General features: G+C 34.9%; 17 protein-coding genes and 1 tRNA gene. 8 read left to right on the plus strand and 10 right to left on the minus strand.

What is annotated here, in order from left to right:
- Positions 1–38 precede the first annotated feature (38 nt).
- The 3 genes from mtgA to BXU10_RS19340 all read left to right on the plus strand — a co-directional run bounded on the left by mtgA (position 39) and on the right by BXU10_RS19340 (position 2,190).
- Positions 39–806, plus strand: a complete 768-nt coding sequence (gene mtgA, locus BXU10_RS19330; RefSeq protein WP_078229159.1) for a monofunctional biosynthetic peptidoglycan transglycosylase — start codon at positions 39–41, stop codon at positions 804–806.
- Positions 772–1,752 carry a lipid A deacylase LpxR family protein gene (locus tag BXU10_RS19335; RefSeq protein ID WP_369803421.1) on the plus strand — a complete coding sequence of 327 codons (981 nt, stop codon included), beginning with the start codon at positions 772–774 and terminating at the stop codon, positions 1,750–1,752. Before mtgA ends, BXU10_RS19335 begins: the two co-directional genes overlap by 35 nt.
- Before the next feature lie 108 nt (positions 1,753–1,860).
- Entirely contained in the window at positions 1,861–2,190 is a 330-nt protein-coding gene (locus BXU10_RS19340; protein ID WP_078229160.1) for a YegP family protein, read from the plus strand.
- 210 nt (positions 2,191–2,400) lie between these two features.
- Here BXU10_RS19340 and BXU10_RS19345 read toward each other — a convergent pair whose 3' ends face one another.
- Positions 2,401–2,964 (minus strand): DUF6642 family protein, encoded by a 564-nt coding sequence (locus BXU10_RS19345; protein WP_078229161.1) that lies wholly within the window; start codon positions 2,962–2,964, stop codon positions 2,401–2,403.
- A 177-nt stretch (positions 2,965–3,141) separates the two neighbouring features.
- On the opposite strand from BXU10_RS19345, the gene BXU10_RS25065 reads away from it, so the two are divergent.
- A complete protein-coding gene (locus tag BXU10_RS25065; protein ID WP_180908582.1) occupies positions 3,142–3,315 on the plus strand; it encodes a hypothetical protein in 174 nt (57 codons plus the stop codon).
- 51 nt (positions 3,316–3,366) lie between these two features.
- Here the strand turns inward: BXU10_RS25065 and BXU10_RS19350 are convergent.
- Positions 3,367–3,440: transfer RNA gene (locus tag BXU10_RS19350), tRNA-Ala, on the minus strand.
- A 104-nt stretch (positions 3,441–3,544) separates the two neighbouring features.
- Between BXU10_RS19350 and BXU10_RS19355 the strand changes: the two genes are divergently transcribed.
- From BXU10_RS19355 to BXU10_RS19365, 3 genes are all read left to right on the plus strand, one after another.
- A complete protein-coding gene (locus tag BXU10_RS19355; protein ID WP_078229162.1) occupies positions 3,545–4,309 on the plus strand; it encodes an enoyl-CoA hydratase/isomerase family protein in 765 nt (254 codons plus the stop codon).
- A gap of 172 nt (positions 4,310–4,481) precedes the next feature.
- Positions 4,482–4,934, plus strand: a complete 453-nt coding sequence (locus tag BXU10_RS19360) for a 6-carboxytetrahydropterin synthase (RefSeq protein WP_031455188.1) — start codon at positions 4,482–4,484, stop codon at positions 4,932–4,934.
- Positions 4,935–5,043: 109 nt separating this feature from the next.
- A complete protein-coding gene (locus BXU10_RS19365; RefSeq protein WP_078229163.1) occupies positions 5,044–5,787 on the plus strand; it encodes a UDP-2,3-diacylglucosamine diphosphatase in 744 nt (247 codons plus the stop codon).
- Here the strand turns inward: BXU10_RS19365 and BXU10_RS19370 are convergent, their stop codons facing one another.
- From BXU10_RS19370 to recJ, 5 genes are all read right to left on the minus strand, one after another.
- A complete protein-coding gene (locus BXU10_RS19370; protein ID WP_223255512.1) occupies positions 5,788–6,762 on the minus strand; it encodes a cytochrome c3 family protein in 975 nt (324 codons plus the stop codon).
- Positions 6,763–7,075: 313 nt separating this feature from the next.
- Positions 7,076–7,432, minus strand: coding sequence for a hypothetical protein (locus BXU10_RS19375; RefSeq protein WP_078229165.1), 357 nt, complete (start codon positions 7,430–7,432; stop codon positions 7,076–7,078).
- Positions 7,433–7,588: 156 nt separating this feature from the next.
- Positions 7,589–8,503, minus strand: a complete 915-nt coding sequence (locus BXU10_RS19380; RefSeq protein WP_078229166.1) for an alpha/beta fold hydrolase — start codon at positions 8,501–8,503, stop codon at positions 7,589–7,591.
- The gene (locus tag BXU10_RS19385) at positions 8,503–9,783 is read right to left on the minus strand and encodes an MFS transporter (RefSeq protein WP_031455193.1); all 1,281 of its coding nucleotides are present in this window, start codon (positions 9,781–9,783) and stop codon (positions 8,503–8,505) included. The genes BXU10_RS19380 and BXU10_RS19385 overlap by 1 nt, the downstream gene beginning before the upstream one ends.
- Positions 9,773–11,473 carry a single-stranded-DNA-specific exonuclease RecJ gene (recJ, locus tag BXU10_RS19390; RefSeq protein ID WP_078229167.1) on the minus strand — a complete coding sequence of 567 codons (1,701 nt, stop codon included), beginning with the start codon at positions 11,471–11,473 and terminating at the stop codon, positions 9,773–9,775. The genes BXU10_RS19385 and recJ overlap by 11 nt, the downstream gene beginning before the upstream one ends.
- A gap of 231 nt (positions 11,474–11,704) precedes the next feature.
- Here recJ and ade point away from each other — a divergent pair, with 231 nt between their 5' ends.
- Positions 11,705–13,327 carry an adenine deaminase gene (ade, locus tag BXU10_RS19395; RefSeq protein WP_078229168.1) on the plus strand — a complete coding sequence of 541 codons (1,623 nt, stop codon included), beginning with the start codon at positions 11,705–11,707 and terminating at the stop codon, positions 13,325–13,327.
- Between the two features lie 70 nt (positions 13,328–13,397).
- On the opposite strand, the gene BXU10_RS19400 is transcribed toward ade, so the two are convergent.
- The 3 genes from BXU10_RS19400 to BXU10_RS19410 form a co-directional block, all read right to left on the minus strand.
- Complete coding sequence (locus BXU10_RS19400; RefSeq protein WP_078229169.1) at positions 13,398–13,745, minus strand: HopJ type III effector protein; 348 nt, start codon at positions 13,743–13,745, stop codon at positions 13,398–13,400.
- A gap of 93 nt (positions 13,746–13,838) precedes the next feature.
- Positions 13,839–14,558 carry a 16S rRNA (cytidine(1402)-2'-O)-methyltransferase gene (gene rsmI, locus BXU10_RS19405; RefSeq protein ID WP_078229170.1) on the minus strand — a complete coding sequence of 240 codons (720 nt, stop codon included), beginning with the start codon at positions 14,556–14,558 and terminating at the stop codon, positions 13,839–13,841.
- A gap of 38 nt (positions 14,559–14,596) precedes the next feature.
- Positions 14,597–15,616: a hypothetical protein gene (locus tag BXU10_RS19410; protein WP_078229171.1), complete on the minus strand. Its 1,020-nt coding sequence runs from the start codon at positions 15,614–15,616 to the stop codon at positions 14,597–14,599.
- Positions 15,617–15,785: the final 169 nt, after the last annotated feature.

Genomic DNA, 15,785 nt, shown 5'->3' on the forward strand with positions numbered 1-15,785 from the left:
AGTTTGGATGGTGCAATTAATAAATAGAATTCAATATAATGGCAACCAAAAAACCAATACAAAAAAAAGCAACCACAGGTAAATCTAAACCGGTTTCTAAAAAGTCAAATCGTAATTTAGTGCAAAAAATAAAATGGTTTTTCATCAAAGCTGCTTTATGGTTTTTCGGGGTTTCGATTGCGTCAGTTGTTATTTTCAAATATGTCCCGGTGTTCTTTACACCACTTATGGTAATCCGGGTAATTGAAAATAAAATGGCAGATAAAGAAGTGTATTTTGATCATAATTGGGAACCAATTGAAAAAATTTCGAAGAATCTTCAAAAAGCAGTGATCGCCAGTGAAGACGGAACTTTTTTGTATCACAACGGATTTGATTTTAAGGCACTTCAAAAGGCTTATAAAAGTAATGAACGTGGCCGTAGAATTCGTGGAGGAAGTACGATTTCACAGCAAACAGCCAAAAACGTTTTTCTTTGGCAGGGAAAGAGTTATTTTCGTAAAGGTCTGGAAGCTTATTTTACAGTTCTAATTGAACTCATCTGGGGCAAAGAACGTATCATGGAGGTCTATCTGAACAGTATCGAAATGGGAGATGGCGTTTATGGCGCTTATGCAGCAACAGAATATTGGTACCGCCGTGATGCCTCGAGCTTAACACCAATTCAGGCTGCAGGAATTGCAGCAATTCTTCCAAATCCGAGAAAATTTAAAGCTACAGGATCGTCAAGTTATATTGTTAGAAGAAAAGAAAGAATTGTTCGTGAAATGCGTGCAGTTGGAAAAATCAATTATGATGGGAAGTAAAAAAGCTTTTTTTGCATTCCTGATAATGGGCACATCCTTAACTTTTGGGCAAGGAAAAACAAAAGAAATTGGGCTTATTACAGATAATGATTTGTATACTTCGTCTAAAAATGACATGTATTATACCAATGGACTAGAACTTTTTTATCGTTTTTTGTCAAAAAGCAGTAATGAGAAAATCAATAAAAAAATTACTGAACTCAGAATCGGGCAATACATTTATAATCCTAGATTTATTAATGAGGAAGCGGTTACGATAAATGACCGGCCTTTTACCGGATATCTTTTTGCAGAAGTTGGACGTAGCTTTTTTTACCAAAATGAATCAGTTTTAAAAACAGATTTTCAGCTGGGTTATATGGGACCTAATGCTTTTGGCGAAGAAACACAAAAAAGTTTTCATCATATTATAGGGTATAAAAAAGTGTATGGCTGGGAAAATCAACTCCATAATGCTTTGGCTGTACAAGCACATATTTTATATTCTAAAAAATTATTCGCCGGTAAGCATGATGATTTCATAGATTTTCATTTTCAGTCAGAAGCGAATTTGGGGACTATTTCTACAGGGGTTTCTACAGGATTTTTAGCCCGGTTTGGTTTTAAGAAGCTACTGCCGGTTTATGATTCTAATTTGCATGATGCATCGGTAAGTTTTGAACCACAGTATACTATTCGGGAGTTTTATTTTTATGCAATGCCAAGCGTGAATTATCAGTTTTATGATGCCACGATTCAGGGCAGTATGTTTAATGACTCAAGCCCGTTGACTTTTGATTTGGAACCCTTGCGTTTTAATGCTGAGGCAGGTTTTAAGTATCGTTATAATAATCTTAATTTATCTTACTCCTTTATTTATCGTGGAAGAGAATTAAAAGATCCTGTTCACAATACCAATACAGGTTATTTTTACGGATCGATTCGTTTAGGTATTTTACTAAAGTAGTTTATAAATTCAATAATTTATGGGAAACCATAAAATTCTATTTCTAAGTTTTGTAATTTTATAGAAGTACAATAAGAATATTTCTAAACTTAAACCAAAAAAATCAGCATGGGAAAATTTGTAATTACCAAGAGAGCCAACGGAGAATTTCAATTTAATCTAAAGGCCGGCAACGGTCAGACCATTTTAACAAGCGAAGGTTATTCAACAAAGTCAGCTTGTTTAAACGGAATAGAATCTGTAAAAACGAATTCGCAGGATGATTCAAAGTATGATAAAAAAGAGTCATCAAGCGGAAAACCGTATTTTAATTTAAAAGCATCAAACGGTCAAATCATCGGCGCAAGCGAAATGTACGAAAGCACTGCAGCCAGAGATAACGGTATTGCCTCTGTAAAAACTAATGCTCCGGAAGCTACAACTGATGATCAGGCTTAGGTTTGAATTTGAAACAATATAATTGAAAGCTCTCGTAAATGAGGGCTTTTTTATTGTAAATGTCTAAAGTTTCTTGAAAAATCGATTATCTCTAACTTAGCCCTGATGGGAGCGGTATCCTTTTTATGGCTTCTTTAGACAGAAAAAGATATAGCGGACAGCAGGACAAAATTTCTATTTGAAAACTTAAATAATCTGCTCCTGAAATATTCAATAATATAATCTAAAATCAAGCAGTTTACAAAGATCGTAATGCTTTTCGTAAAGGGTCTCTACAATTTCAATAAGATCGTCTTCTTCCTGGCATAATTTAAAAAAAGCTTTGTCGACAGAACCGGTACTGGTAAATTTATTAGACACTGTTCCGTAGCCGGAAATAGCTCTTGCGCCGGTAATATCCAGAAAATATTGCGCTTCCTCTTCGTTTAAATCCAGTATTTTTGAATTGGCAAAATGCAGAATTTTACCTTTCATTTTTCCTTCAAAAAGTTCTGCGATTTCTTCTAAACTATAATAATAGTCATGAAGGCAAATATTGTTAGGTTCGCCTTTCATCACGAGATAGATTATTTCGTAATCTTTAAAATTATGGTCGTCATATAACAAAGTATTCAGGCTTTCTTCGAGCCCTTCGATCGTGTCACAAGTTTTATAAATGCTGGAAATACCCTGATTAAAAGCCAGTTTTTCAAGACTTTTAACCACTTCAGTAGCCGTGTTGTTTTCTATATCTGAAACGCCTTCAAGGCAAAAAATAAATTTATCAGAATCCATGACGATTAATTTATGCAGTCAAAATACAATTTGTACTTTTAATCTTTGATAGCAATTTAATTATAATTGCCCAGATATAAAAGGCAACAAAAAACAGTTTAACACAATTATAATGTTTAACCTTTAGGTAATATAATGAAGTTTTAAAAACATTATTTTTATTTAAAAATTAAAGTAATGGAAATCAATTGGATAGTTTTAGGTATTGTAGCAGTAGTCGTTTTTGTTTTGATTGTGTTTATAAGTAAAAAAAATCAAAAAGAGAAAAAGAAATTAATGGAACTTTTAAATAATGACTTTAAAAAAGCGGATGAAGACGAACCGGATTTTGACAATGTCAGCGAAAGATGATTTTCTTAAAAGTAAAAAACCGTACTACAGTCGAGTAATACGGTTTTTTTGTGGAGAATATCGGATTCGAACCGACCACCTCTTGCCTGCCAGGCAAGCGCTCTAGCCAAATGAGCTAATCCCCCATAGCGAAAGCAAATAAAGTCAATTAATTTTCAAAAAACAAATTTAAGAGAGTTTCAGGCAAAATATTTTTCAAAACCGTAACTTTACTTTTAAAACTAATTTTATGAGTTCAGAAAATAGCAATGGAAGTTTAGAAACTTCCTTTCAAAATAAGGTAGCAACCATTCAGTTTGGACACCCGGCAAGCAATTCTTTTCCACGTGAATTATTGGATCGATTGACAGCCGAAATTAATTTGTTAAGCAGAAACGAAACCATTGCTGTAATTGTCCTGCAAAGCGAAGGTTCGAAAGTATTTTGTTCAGGCGCCTCCTTTGACGAACTTCTGACCGTACAAAATGAAGAACAGGGAACCGAATTTTTCTCCGGTTTTGCTCATTTGCTCAATGCAATGCGAAATTGTACAAAACTTATTATTGGCCGTGTTCAGGGAAAAGCCGTAGGGGGTGGTGTCGGAATTATTGCCACCTGCGATTATGTTCTGGCAACGCCGGAAAGTGCTGTGAAACTTTCGGAATTAGCTATCGGAATTGGCCCGTTTGTGATTGAGCCGGCCGTTTCCCGTAAAATTGGAAAAACAGCAATGACCGAAATGACTTTGGCTGCACACGAATGGAAACCGGCAAGCTGGGCCTTACAAAACGGACTTTTTGCGTCGCTTCATAACGCGGAAGATCTGGATACAGAAGTTCAAAATTTTGCTCAAAAACTAAGTTCATACAATCCTGAGGCTTTATTCGAAATGAAGAAAATTATTTGGGAAGGTACAGAGCAATGGGAATCCATTCTAATCGAGCGTGCTAAAATTACCGGAAAACTGGTTTTGTCAGATTTTACGAAAAAGGCTTTATTGCAATTTAAGAAGTAGTTTTTTCAGAAGCAATTTCCTGCTGTCTGCTATATCTTTTGTGCCGAACCCCGGCACAAAAGGTAATTGCAAGAGCAATTCGACCATCAGGGCTAAAACCCTAAATAAGACCTTTTTCTATTAAAAGACTTTTTCTCGCTTGTATTTGCTAAATTTGCAGAAAAAACAACCGATGAGTAATATCAGAATTACAAAACAATTTAGCTTCGAAACCGGACACGCTTTATACGGCTACGACGGAAAATGTAAAAACGTTCACGGACACAGTTATAAATTATCGGTAACGGTTATTGGTTCGCCAATTACAGACCGGTCAAATGTAAAATTCGGAATGGTAATCGATTTTTCGGATCTAAAGAAAATTGTAAAAGAAGAAATTGTCGATCAGTTTGACCATGCCACTGTATTTAACGAAACTACCCCACATATCGAATTGGCAAACGAACTGAAAAATCGTGGGCATCATGTAATTCTTGTCGATTATCAGCCAACCAGTGAAAATATGGTAATTGATTTTGCAGCCAGAATTGTAGCAAGATTACCTTCAGGAATTAAACTTTTCTCACTAAAACTTCAGGAAACCGACTCTTCATTTGCAGAATGGTACGCTTCTGATAATCTTTAAAATTCCAATTCTTAATTTCCAAATTCCAACCCTTCGACTTCGTTCAGAATGAAAATAGGACTGAATTATAAAATCTAAGAAGTCTAAGATCTAACAATCTAAAATCTAAATGAAAAAAATATATTTTGCTTCTGACCAGCATTTTGGAGCGCCGACTCCTGAATTGAGTTTGCCTCGTGAAAAGAAATTTGTAGCGTGGCTTGATGAGGTAAAAGAAGATGCAGAAGCTATTTTTTTATTAGGTGATTTATTCGATTTTTGGTTCGAATATAAAATGGTTGTTCCAAAAGGGTTTGTTCGTATTCTTGGAAAGCTGGCCGAAATTCGTGATAGCGGAATCCCAATTTTTTTCTTTGTTGGAAACCATGATTTATGGATGAATGATTATTTTGAAACCGAATTGAATATTCCGGTTTATCATGATAATAAAGAATTTACCTTTAACGGAAAGACTTTCTTAATTGGTCACGGCGACGGAAAAGGTCCCGGAGACAAAGGCTATAAGCGAATGAAAAAGGTCTTTACAAATCCGTTTTCTAAATGGTTTTTCCGTTGGCTGCATCCTGATGTTGGTGTGCGTTTGGCGCAATATTTATCAGTTAAAAACAAATTGATTTCCGGAGATGATGATGTTAAGTTTTTAGGTGAAGAGAACGAATGGCTGGTTTTGTACGCCAAACGTAAACTCGAAACCAAACATTATAATTATTTCATCTTCGGACACCGTCACCTACCTATGATTATTCCGGTTGGTAAAGACTCTGAATATGTAAATTTAGGCGATTGGATTGGCTATTTTACCTATGGTGTTTTTGATGGTGAAAAATTTGAACTTCAAAAGTTTGAGAAATAATTATTTTTTAGCTGCCGCATAAATAGCTATTTTGTGTGTTCTTAACGAGTAACTGGTAACAGCTGAACTATTTGATTGCTGAAAATGAATTGCTTTTGAATCTTGTTTTGGCATATGACATTCCACACAATTATTCGTTAACCTCAATTTTGAGATTGTTTTTAGGGTTACAGCATTGTGTTGTGCGTTTTGATGACAGCTCATACAAATTTTAGAATAAGACATGTAGCTTTTCGGTGAGTCCTGATGAGGATTATGGCAGGTAATACAATCCATAGTCTGGCTTTTCTGAAAACATTTGCTTCGAGAAAGCAAACCTAATTGATTACCATGGACATCATAATTTAAAGTGTCTTTTGAGCGTTGGTTCTCTTTAAAATAATCAGAAAGACTTTCTCCGGGTTTAAATTGAAATCTTGATTTTAGTTTAGTGTGATCACCACCTGAATGGCATAGTCCGCAAGCATCTATTCTTTGCTGCCTGTTTAGATTTCTAAAAGATACCATATTTTTAGTTTTCTTTAAATCAGGAAATTTTAAATGCGTCTGAACATGTTTTTTTGCCGGTCCATGGCAACGTTCGCAATCTATTCCGTAAAGTAAAGTGTTTTTGTTCATAAAGTCATCGACTTCCATCCCCATAAAAGTATAGGTTTCGGTGCTGGCTGTAGTCACATATTTGCTTGCGATATTGGAGCTGTGACATGCAAAACATTCTTTTATTATTTTTCTGTTAAAATCAGGTTTGGTGGCTGAATAATTAGGACTTGTTGCCCAGTTGTTTATAGATTTATAATAAGAAATCGGTAGCTCATAAAATCGGTGGTTTTTCCAGTAACCGCTGGTTTGTGCATGTTTGAACCCGAAAATAACGTCAAAGGGATATGCTTTAATTTCTTTACCGCTTTTGTATAATACCTGATAAAAGGAATCATTACGCTCCTCCATGACTACTTTAGTATTCTTGTCATACACAAAAGTATTTTTGCCATTTGCAAAATATCCTAGAATGTTTTCTTTAGTAGCAGGTAATGAGGCTTTAAAATGACCACTGTGAATAGCTGTTTGGTGTTGCTTTTGATGACACTGAACACAACTTTCAGAGCCCGCATAATCTGTTCCGCGTGGCTCTGTATAATCGTCCGATTCATTTTTGCAACCTGTTAAAAATATGCCGAAAATAAAAATGGTAAAAACAATACGTGCTTTCTTTATAATTTAAATTTACTTTTTTTAAATAAATATATTTAAATTATAAAAAAATAACTGTTAAAAAAAATGATACTTCTTAATTTAAGCCTGCCCCATATACATATTCATCCAGATCTAATCGAAATAAAGTTCCTTCGACCAAGTCCTTTATTGATTTTATTTCTTTCATCGAAACTGCTAAATCTACTTGTGGCAGAGGGGTTTTGAGTAAAAATTTATGGCAGCTGTTTTTTAGCTGACAGGATTCACAGCAAGTATTTTCAATAAGACTGTCCTCAATCAAATCACAAAACTGATTCAATTCGGCAACAGAAAGATAAAATCCGGTCTCTCTAAAAACCAATTGTACTTTATCTAATATCGTTTTGTTTTCCTTTTTCCAGTAAAAGGCAACTCCAAAGTTATTATGGTATATCTGTTCAATATCTTTCATCTATAAATCCTTTATTCAAACAAATATAAATATTATTTATATTAATTCTAAATAAAGAATCTTAAAAATTGTTATTTTTTTTGATTCCATAAGTAAAAATTAGTCCAGAGATTCATTCGTTATAAAAATTTTAATATCATTCGCAAAATATTAAAGCTAATGGAACCATTTTTTTATTTGATTTATAAATTCATCTTGTTGATCTACAAACAAATAGTGAGAACAATTTTCAATAAAAGCAAAATGATTGCTACCGGTTATATTTTTAAGCGAAGTAATTTGTACCAATGAAAAAATGCCGTCATCTTTTCCATAAATTCCAAAAACAGGAATACGGTTAGTTTTGATTTTTTTCAAAAAAGGCCGGCTGTCAATATTGTTTTGTTTTTCGTTTTGATAAAAAAGCAATGGTGCATTTTTATTTCGGATGTTTGTTTTGAAAAATTCTCCTGTTTCATATTCAGTGTATAAATTTTTAGAATAATCCGTAGGTTTTGGCATTTTGAAAAAATTGTTTTCTCCTGCAAGTTCAAAACATCCTTTTCGATATGCTGCAGACTTTTTGTCTAAATTTTCAACATAACTTATTCTCTTCAGTTGTTCAGCATCATTACTGTATTTTTTTTGAAGTGTATTTAAAATATGGTTATACGTTTCCTGCTGCGAAAATAAACCACCGGCAAGAACCAAAGCACTAACATGCTGTGGGTATTTATTAGTGTAAAGCGTCGCTACCAAACCACCAAAACTATGACTTAATAAAATAGCCTTTTTTAAATGATATTTTTTATAAATTGAATTTAAATCCTGAAATGCTTCATCGTAAGTAAACTTTGCATTTGGATCTGCAGATCTTCCTTCTCCTCTTCTGTCATAAATAATTACATAAAAACCAGTATCTGCCAGTTTTTGTGCTGTTGTTGCTTCAAACAAAGTTGCATTGCCTGCTGGACCTCCATGTATAAAAATTACTGCTTTGTTTGTTTGATTTCCGTATGTCTTAATATAAAGATTTTGTCCCTTTGCGAAAAGAGATATTGCTAAAAATAATGCTGTTAGTAATGATTTCATTATTCCATATTCTGATGATCTTCCATATCTTTTTGAAGATCTAAATTTCTAAAGGTTGGTGAAGCCGCTCCGAAGCCTAAAACGGTTAATAATGTCATACTTCCTCCAAAAATTACAGAAATCACGGGTGTCATTAATTTAGCTGTCAAACCGCTTTCAAAGGCACCTAACTCATTTGATGAACCAACAAACATTGAGTTTACGGCCGCTACACGCCCACGCATGTGATCGGGAGTTTTAAGCTGCAGAATAGTCTGGCGAATTACTACTGAAATTCCATCAGCAACTCCGCTCAAAAATAAGGCTGCGACTGAAAGCCAGAAAATAGTAGAGATTCCGAATAAAATTATACACAATCCGAAAACAAAAATGGCGATTAAAAGTTTCATTCCGGCTTTCTTATACAAAGGAACATAGGCAGAAATTAACATGGTAATAAAAGCACCAATAGCCGGAGCTGCCCTTAATACTCCAAATCCTTCTGGTCCTACTTTTAAAATATCCTGAGCAAAAACAGGTAATAAAGCAACTGCACCACCAAACAGAACCGCAACCATATCTAATGAAAGTACACCAAGGATGGTTTTATTGTTAAACACAAATTTGATTCCTTCTTTCAGGCTCTCCATTACTGGTTCACCAATTTTTGGATTTAAAATCGGTTTTTTCTCTATTTGTGATAAAGCAATTAAAGAGAAAACAGAAAATCCAACAACTGTACACATAGACCAGTGAACTCCAATGAAATTAATTGAAAAACCCGCTACAGCCGGTCCTAAAACTGCTCCTATCTGCCAGACAGAACTGCTCCAGGTAGCAGCATTTGGATATGCTTTTTTAGGTACGATTAATGACAAGAGAGAGAAAATTGTTGGTCCAAGAAAAGCACGAACCAGTCCTCCTAAAAAAACCAGGGCATAAATAGAATATAAAATTGTATCTGATGAGAATCCGTCTACAACTTTTGGCCAGGTTAGTAAAAAGAGCCCGAAGCTAATCACAGAGAATCCGAGGATACATTTTACCAATAATCCTTTTTTCTCACGCTGGTCGACCATGTGTCCGGCAAATAATGCCATCGAAACAGCCGGAATTACTTCCATTAAACCAATCATTCCCAAAGAAAGCGGATTCTTAGTTAAACTATAAACTTCCCATTCAATAACAATAAACTGCATTGACCAGGCAAAAACCATGGCGAAACGCAATAATAAAAAAACATTAAATTCTCTATAACGCAACGCCTGATAAGGGTCGTTTTTCTTTTCTTTATTCTTCATTTTTTCTAATATCTTTAAGCATAAGCTGAGTTGAAACAGTGTCATTCCACTCATTTTCAGCCAGTGAATAGGCTAACTGAAAAGTATTTTGATTTTTTGTGATTTCAATTTTTTTCCCAAGTCCAAAACCTATCGCCGCAATTCCGTCTGAATTATTTTGTTTTACAAAAAGTCTCAAATGTTCATCATCTGCACCTAAAGTTTTAGCGTAGCCCGTATCTTTTACGTTGGAAGACATAAAAACCGGTGTCATATTTTGTGGACCAAAAGGTTCAAATTGTTTTAAAATCCGAATGAGTTTTGGCGTTATATCTGAGAAATCAATTTCGGCATCAATTTCGATTTCCGGAGTACGCATTTCGGGATGAATAGTTTCTTCAACACATTTCTCAAAAGCGGTTTTGAAAGCCACATAATTTTCTGCTTTCAAAGTCATTCCTGCTGCGTACATGTGGCCTCCAAATTGCTCCAGATGTTCCGCACAGGCATCTAAGGCATTGTAAACATCAAAACCTTTTACAGATCGGGCAGAGGCTGCATATTTATCGCCACTTTTGGTAAAAACTAAAGTCGGACGATAATACGTTTCAATTAACCTTGAAGCTACAATTCCGATTACGCCTTTGTGCCAGTCTTCCTGAAAAACAACAGTTGAAAATCGTTCTTCTTCCTGATTTTCTATAATTTGCTGAAACGCTTCTTTCGTGATTTTTTTGTCTAAATCTTTTCGATCCGAATTGTATTGTTCGATTTCAGAAGCAAATTGCTGTGCCTGCTCAAAATTGAATTCGGTTAGCAATTCAACCGCATGATTGCCGTGCTTAATTCTTCCTGCGGCATTTATTCTGGGAGAAATGATAAAAACAACATCGGTAATGTCTAAAGTTTTCTTTTTTATCTGATGCACCAAAGCTTTAATTCCCGGTCTCGGATCGCTATTGATCACCTGCAATCCGAAATAAGCCAAAACTCTGTTTTCTCCCGTAATAGGGACAATATCTGCAGCAATTGCGGTAGCAACCAAATCCAGATACGAAACCAGATCTTCAATGGTTTCATTTCGATTCTGTCCTAAAGCCTGAATCAATTTAAAACCAACGCCGCAGCCGCACAATTCATCGTAAGGGTAGGAACAGTCTTCTCTTTTTGGATCTAAGACTGCAACAGCATTCGGGAGAATTTCTCCCGGTCTGTGGTGGTCACAAACAATAAAATCGATGTTTTTTTCTTTCGCGTAGGCGATATGATCGATTGATTTTATTCCACAGTCTAAAGCGATAATCAGTGAAAATCCGTTGTCTTCTGCAAAGTCAATTCCTTTAAACGAAATTCCGTACCCTTCATCATAACGATCAGGAATGTAAGTGGCAATATTTGGATAATGCGATTTTAGATAAGAAGAAACCAAAGAAACGGCCGTTGTACCATCTACATCATAATCACCAAATACCAAAATATTTTCCTGATTTTCAATTGCTGATTCTATTCGGGCAACCGCTTTGTCCATATCTTTCATCAGAAACGGATCGTGGAGATGTTCTAATGAAGGACGAAAGAAATTTTTAGCGTCTTCAAAAGTTTCAATTCCACGCTGAATCAAAAGTGTTGCTACAAAATCTTCTACATTTAAAGCGGCTGCAAGATGTTTTACCTTTGCTTCTGAAGGTTTTGATTTGATGGTCCAGCGCATAAATAATTATGAATTGAAAATTAAGAATTAGGGTTTTATGTGAGAGAACAAATTTAGTTTAAAATAGCGAATCATTTTAATCTTCTTCAATGCAAATTTTAATCAAATATAAACACCTTAAGTGATCTTATATGGTTATCTGTCTTAATAAGCTATATTAAGGTCATTTGAGAAAAGAAAAAACGAAAATTTGTTATTACTTTTGATTATATCATTTTTAAAACAAACAAAATGCAAATTCAGGGGCAAATTATTGATATCCGGAACCGACGTATTTATGCTGGGGAAATCACTGTCGAAAACAAAAAAATCATTTCGATAATGGAGAAAAACCACAATGTGAAAAATTACATTATGCCTGGATTTATTGACGCCCATATTCATATCGAAAGTTCGATGCTCGTTCCTTCCGAGTTTGCAAAAATAGCCGTACTTCACGGAACAGTTGCCACCATTTCTGACCCACACGAAATCGCAAATGTTTTAGGAACGGCAGGCGTTTATTATATGATTGAAAACAGCAAAAAAGTACCGTTGAAATTTCATTTTGGTGCACCGTCTTGTGTTCCTGCTACTTCTTTCGAAAGTGCTGGCGCTATCATAGATTCAGATGGGATTAAGGAATTATTGGCTTCTCCCGACATTTATTATTTGGCAGAAATGATGAATTATCCGGGTGTTTTATTAAATGAAGAAGAAGTTTTAAAGAAAATTCAATGGGCGAAACATTTCAACAAACCCGTTGATGGTCATGCGCCGGGATTAAGAGGTGAAGCGGTTCAAAAATATATTTCAGCCGGGATTTCTACCGACCACGAATGCTTTACTTTTGAAGAAGCCGAAGAAAAATTATCTCTGGGAATGAAGGTTATTATTCGGGAAGGAAGTGCTGCCAAAAATTTCGAAGCACTCATCGATTTACTTCCAAAACATTTCGAAAACATGATGTTTTGTTCAGACGATAAACATCCTGATGATTTAATCATAAACCATATTAATTCGCTTTGCGCACGTGCAGTTGCGAAAGGAATTGACATTTTTAAAGTCTTACAGGCAGCTTGTGTGAATCCTGTGAATCATTATAAAATGAATGTAGGTTTATTAAAAGTAAACGATCCTGCCGACTTTATCGTAGTTGAAGATTTGGTTGATTTTAAAGTGAAACAAACTTACATCAATGGCGAATTAGTTGCCCAAGATGGTGAGTCTTTTATAAAACATATTCCATTTGAAACGCCCAATAATTTCAATATCACTTCTAAAGAAATAAGCGATTTTAAAGTTTCAGGTTCGGGTTCAAAAATCAGAGTAATTGAAGCTTTGGAAGGACAATTAATTACCAATGAAATTCACCATCAATCCTTAATCGTTGATGGAAAAATCGTTTCAGATACCGAAAATGATATTCTGAAAATGGCTGTTGTGAATCGTTATCAGGATACCAAGCCTGCTATTGCCTTCATTAAGAATTTTGGTCTGAAAAAAGGCGCTATCGCCAGTTCTGTAGCACACGATTGTCATAATATTGTTGTATTGGGAACTTCTGACGAAGAAATTTGTAATGCTGTTAATCTGATTATTAAAAATACCGGTGGAGTTTGTGCCGTAAATGGTTCTGAAAGCAAAATGCTGCCGTTGCCAGTTGCCGGAATTATGAGTGACAAAAATGGTTGGGAAACAGGAAAATTATACCAGGAAATTGATGCAATGGCAAAAGAATTAGGAAGCAATCTGAAAGCGCCTTTTATGACGCTTTCGTTTATGGCTTTACTGGTTATTCCCGATTTAAAGTTATCTGATAAAGGATTATTTAGCGGAAATAGTTTTTCATTTGTTGATTTGGAAATTATTTAACCATAAAGGTTAAGAAGTAACTTATTTTCTCAGTAGTAGTGAAAATTCGTTTTATCTGTGGCCAAAATAGTTAAGATTTCAAAGTCAAAGCATCTCCTTCAAACTGGATTCCATCCCATCCTAAATTGATAAAATTTCTAATATTTTGATGGTTTGTTCCGTTTGGATCACCTAAAACTTCTTCAAAATAAAAAGCGCCGAAGCATGCTAAAGTTTCTTCTTTGCTTAAATTCTGCAATTTTGCAAAAGAAAACAATTTGCAGGAACCTGAATTTTCGCCTGCAGCGTTATGTTGTGTTCCATTTTGAAAAGCGGTTGGAGTAAAGTTGTAGTTTTCTTCAATTACTGCAATAGTTTCCGGAAATGTGATTTGTGTGGGTGTTTGTTTTACTTTTTCTAAAAAGGCTTGAATGCTCATGATTGGGATTTGTTTACTGCTTTAGTTTGTTTGCAACTGATTAAATGATTTCAAGGATTTCTAATCTGTTAAATCTATGGTTGAAATAATTTTTTATTCTTCATCATCCTTAGAAAATTTACTTTTCTTAGGTTCTTTGATTATTGTTTTTCCGGCAACCACCACAACAATTTCTCCTCTTGGAGCTGTTTTTTCAAAATGCGCTAAAACTTCTTTAGCAGTTCCTCGTACATTTTCTTCATGCAATTTTGATAATTCACGCGAGACGCAAACTTGTCTGTCTTCTCCAAAATACTGAATAAATTCGCTTAAAGTTTTAACCAGCTTATGTGGCGAAACGTACAAAATCATCGTTCTGGTTTCTTCGGCTAAAGCCAAAAAACGAGTCTGACGTCCTTTTTTATCAGGAAGAAAACCTTCAAAAACAAATTTGTCATTTGGGAGTCCGCTGTTTACTAAAGCGGGAACAAAAGCTGTTGCTCCAGGAAGACATTCTACTTCAATTTTATTTTCAACGCAGGCGCGGGTCAGTAAAAATCCGGGATCTGAAATGGCCGGAGTTCCGGCATCTGAAATTAAGGCGATGGTTTCACCAGCTTTCAGACGGGCGATTAGATTTTCGGTTGTTTTGTGTTCGTTGTGCATATGATGGCTGTGCATGTGCGTGCCAATTTCAAAATGCTTCAGGAGTTTACCGCTCGTTCTGGTGTCTTCGGCCAAAATCAGATCGACTTCTTTCAAAATGCGAATGGCTCTGAAAGTCATGTCTTCAAGATTGCCAATTGGTGTTGGAACGATATATAATTTAGACATAGTTTATTTGTGAAATGTAAAATGTGAAACGAAAAGGGTTATGAAAATTTCTTCTCAATAATTCCAAGAAAACGTTCTTCATAATCTTCTTTTCCCTGCCAGTCGCTGTAATCAGGTTTTACCATGGTTTCGATAAATTCTTTTGCTTCACTAAAACTGTCGAATGTCAATAACTGATTCAAAACACGGCTGTAATCTTCGGTATTATTTCCGAAAAGATTTTTGGTAAAGGCGATGCGATCATTTAGATCAATATGAAAACCTTTAGCCAGTTTTTCGTTTAACGGAACAGTTTTAGGTTTTACTGGTTCTGCAATTGTAGCCTGAACAGGTGCTTGCTTCTCTTGAAATTCATTTATTGATGCTGTAGGTGCAGGAGCGACATTTTTAAAATCATCTACCTTGACAAATTGTGCATCGGCATAATTAACACCCAGAATATCTTCAAACGAAATCGAAACAGCATCTGATTTTGCAGGAGTTGCTGCTTTTGGTTCTTCTGCTATTATTTCTTCTTTTTCTAATTCAAAAGCAGGTTTAAAATCCGGAATTGGTTTTAAATCGTTTACAGTTTTAAACGAAAGTTCTTCTGCAGGTTCTGTTTCCTTTTTGGTTTCAAAAATCGGTTCTTCAATTTTTTCAGCAATTTCCTCGACTACTTCTACAGGTACATCAATTATGATTTCTTGTTTTTTAGTCATTACTTCCGGAACTTCAGCAACTATTTCTGCCGGTGTTTTTTCAATGATTTCAGCTTCAGGAATAGTTTCGGCTTCAATTACAGTTTCTTCAACGGCAGTCGGAAGTGTTTCTTCAGCCTTTATTTCAGCCGGAAGATTTTCTTCTTTTTCAAAAACAGTTTCAACTTGAGATTCTATTTCACTATAACCGATAGTTGGTTTTAAATCGTCGAAATTCTCTTCGACAAATTTTAAAACCGCTAATTTTTCGTATAATTTCTGTGTTTCAAGATATAATTGATTGATATCGGATTTGTTTTTAAGTTTTAAAATTCGATGTGCAATGCTGATTAAATCGGCTTCCAATTTTTTTTTCATAACTGTTGAAATTATAGTGAATAGGGTATTTTAGTATATTTTGAATGTCTTTTTAATTCGCGAAAGAAATTCGCCTGATATTTATTTTCTGTTAATAAACGTGAGCGAATCTTCAGTTTGATAAAAATTCTCTATTTTTGAAAAAGTGTAAAACAACAATTTTCACATC

It is taken from the genome of Flavobacterium sp. LM4 (genome assembly GCF_002017935.1).
GTDB lineage: Bacteria > Bacteroidota > Bacteroidia > Flavobacteriales > Flavobacteriaceae > Flavobacterium > Flavobacterium chungangense.

What these genes read in the sequence shown, in the direction of transcription:
- mtgA (WP_078229159.1), top strand. Translation starts at nt 39, where the DNA reads ATGGCAACCAAAAAACCAATACAAAAAAAAGCAACCACAGGTAAATCT.
- BXU10_RS19340 (WP_078229160.1), top strand. Translation starts at nt 1,861, where the DNA reads ATGGGAAAATTTGTAATTACCAAGAGAGCCAACGGAGAATTTCAATTT.
- BXU10_RS19345 (WP_078229161.1), bottom strand. Translation starts at nt 2,964, where the DNA reads ATGGATTCTGATAAATTTATTTTTTGCCTTGAAGGCGTTTCAGATATA.
- BXU10_RS25065 (WP_180908582.1), top strand. Translation starts at nt 3,142, where the DNA reads ATGGAAATCAATTGGATAGTTTTAGGTATTGTAGCAGTAGTCGTTTTT.
- BXU10_RS19355 (WP_078229162.1), top strand. Translation starts at nt 3,545, where the DNA reads ATGAGTTCAGAAAATAGCAATGGAAGTTTAGAAACTTCCTTTCAAAAT.
- BXU10_RS19360 (WP_031455188.1), top strand. Translation starts at nt 4,482, where the DNA reads ATGAGTAATATCAGAATTACAAAACAATTTAGCTTCGAAACCGGACAC.
- BXU10_RS19365 (WP_078229163.1), top strand. Translation starts at nt 5,044, where the DNA reads ATGAAAAAAATATATTTTGCTTCTGACCAGCATTTTGGAGCGCCGACT.
- BXU10_RS19375 (WP_078229165.1), bottom strand. Translation starts at nt 7,432, where the DNA reads ATGAAAGATATTGAACAGATATACCATAATAACTTTGGAGTTGCCTTT.
- BXU10_RS19380 (WP_078229166.1), bottom strand. Translation starts at nt 8,503, where the DNA reads ATGAAATCATTACTAACAGCATTATTTTTAGCAATATCTCTTTTCGCA.
- BXU10_RS19385 (WP_031455193.1), bottom strand. Translation starts at nt 9,783, where the DNA reads ATGAAGAATAAAGAAAAGAAAAACGACCCTTATCAGGCGTTGCGTTAT.
- recJ (WP_078229167.1), bottom strand. Translation starts at nt 11,473, where the DNA reads ATGCGCTGGACCATCAAATCAAAACCTTCAGAAGCAAAGGTAAAACAT.
- ade (WP_078229168.1), top strand. Translation starts at nt 11,705, where the DNA reads ATGCAAATTCAGGGGCAAATTATTGATATCCGGAACCGACGTATTTAT.
- BXU10_RS19400 (WP_078229169.1), bottom strand. Translation starts at nt 13,745, where the DNA reads ATGAGCATTCAAGCCTTTTTAGAAAAAGTAAAACAAACACCCACACAA.
- rsmI (WP_078229170.1), bottom strand. Translation starts at nt 14,558, where the DNA reads ATGTCTAAATTATATATCGTTCCAACACCAATTGGCAATCTTGAAGAC.
- BXU10_RS19410 (WP_078229171.1), bottom strand. Translation starts at nt 15,616, where the DNA reads ATGAAAAAAAAATTGGAAGCCGATTTAATCAGCATTGCACATCGAATT.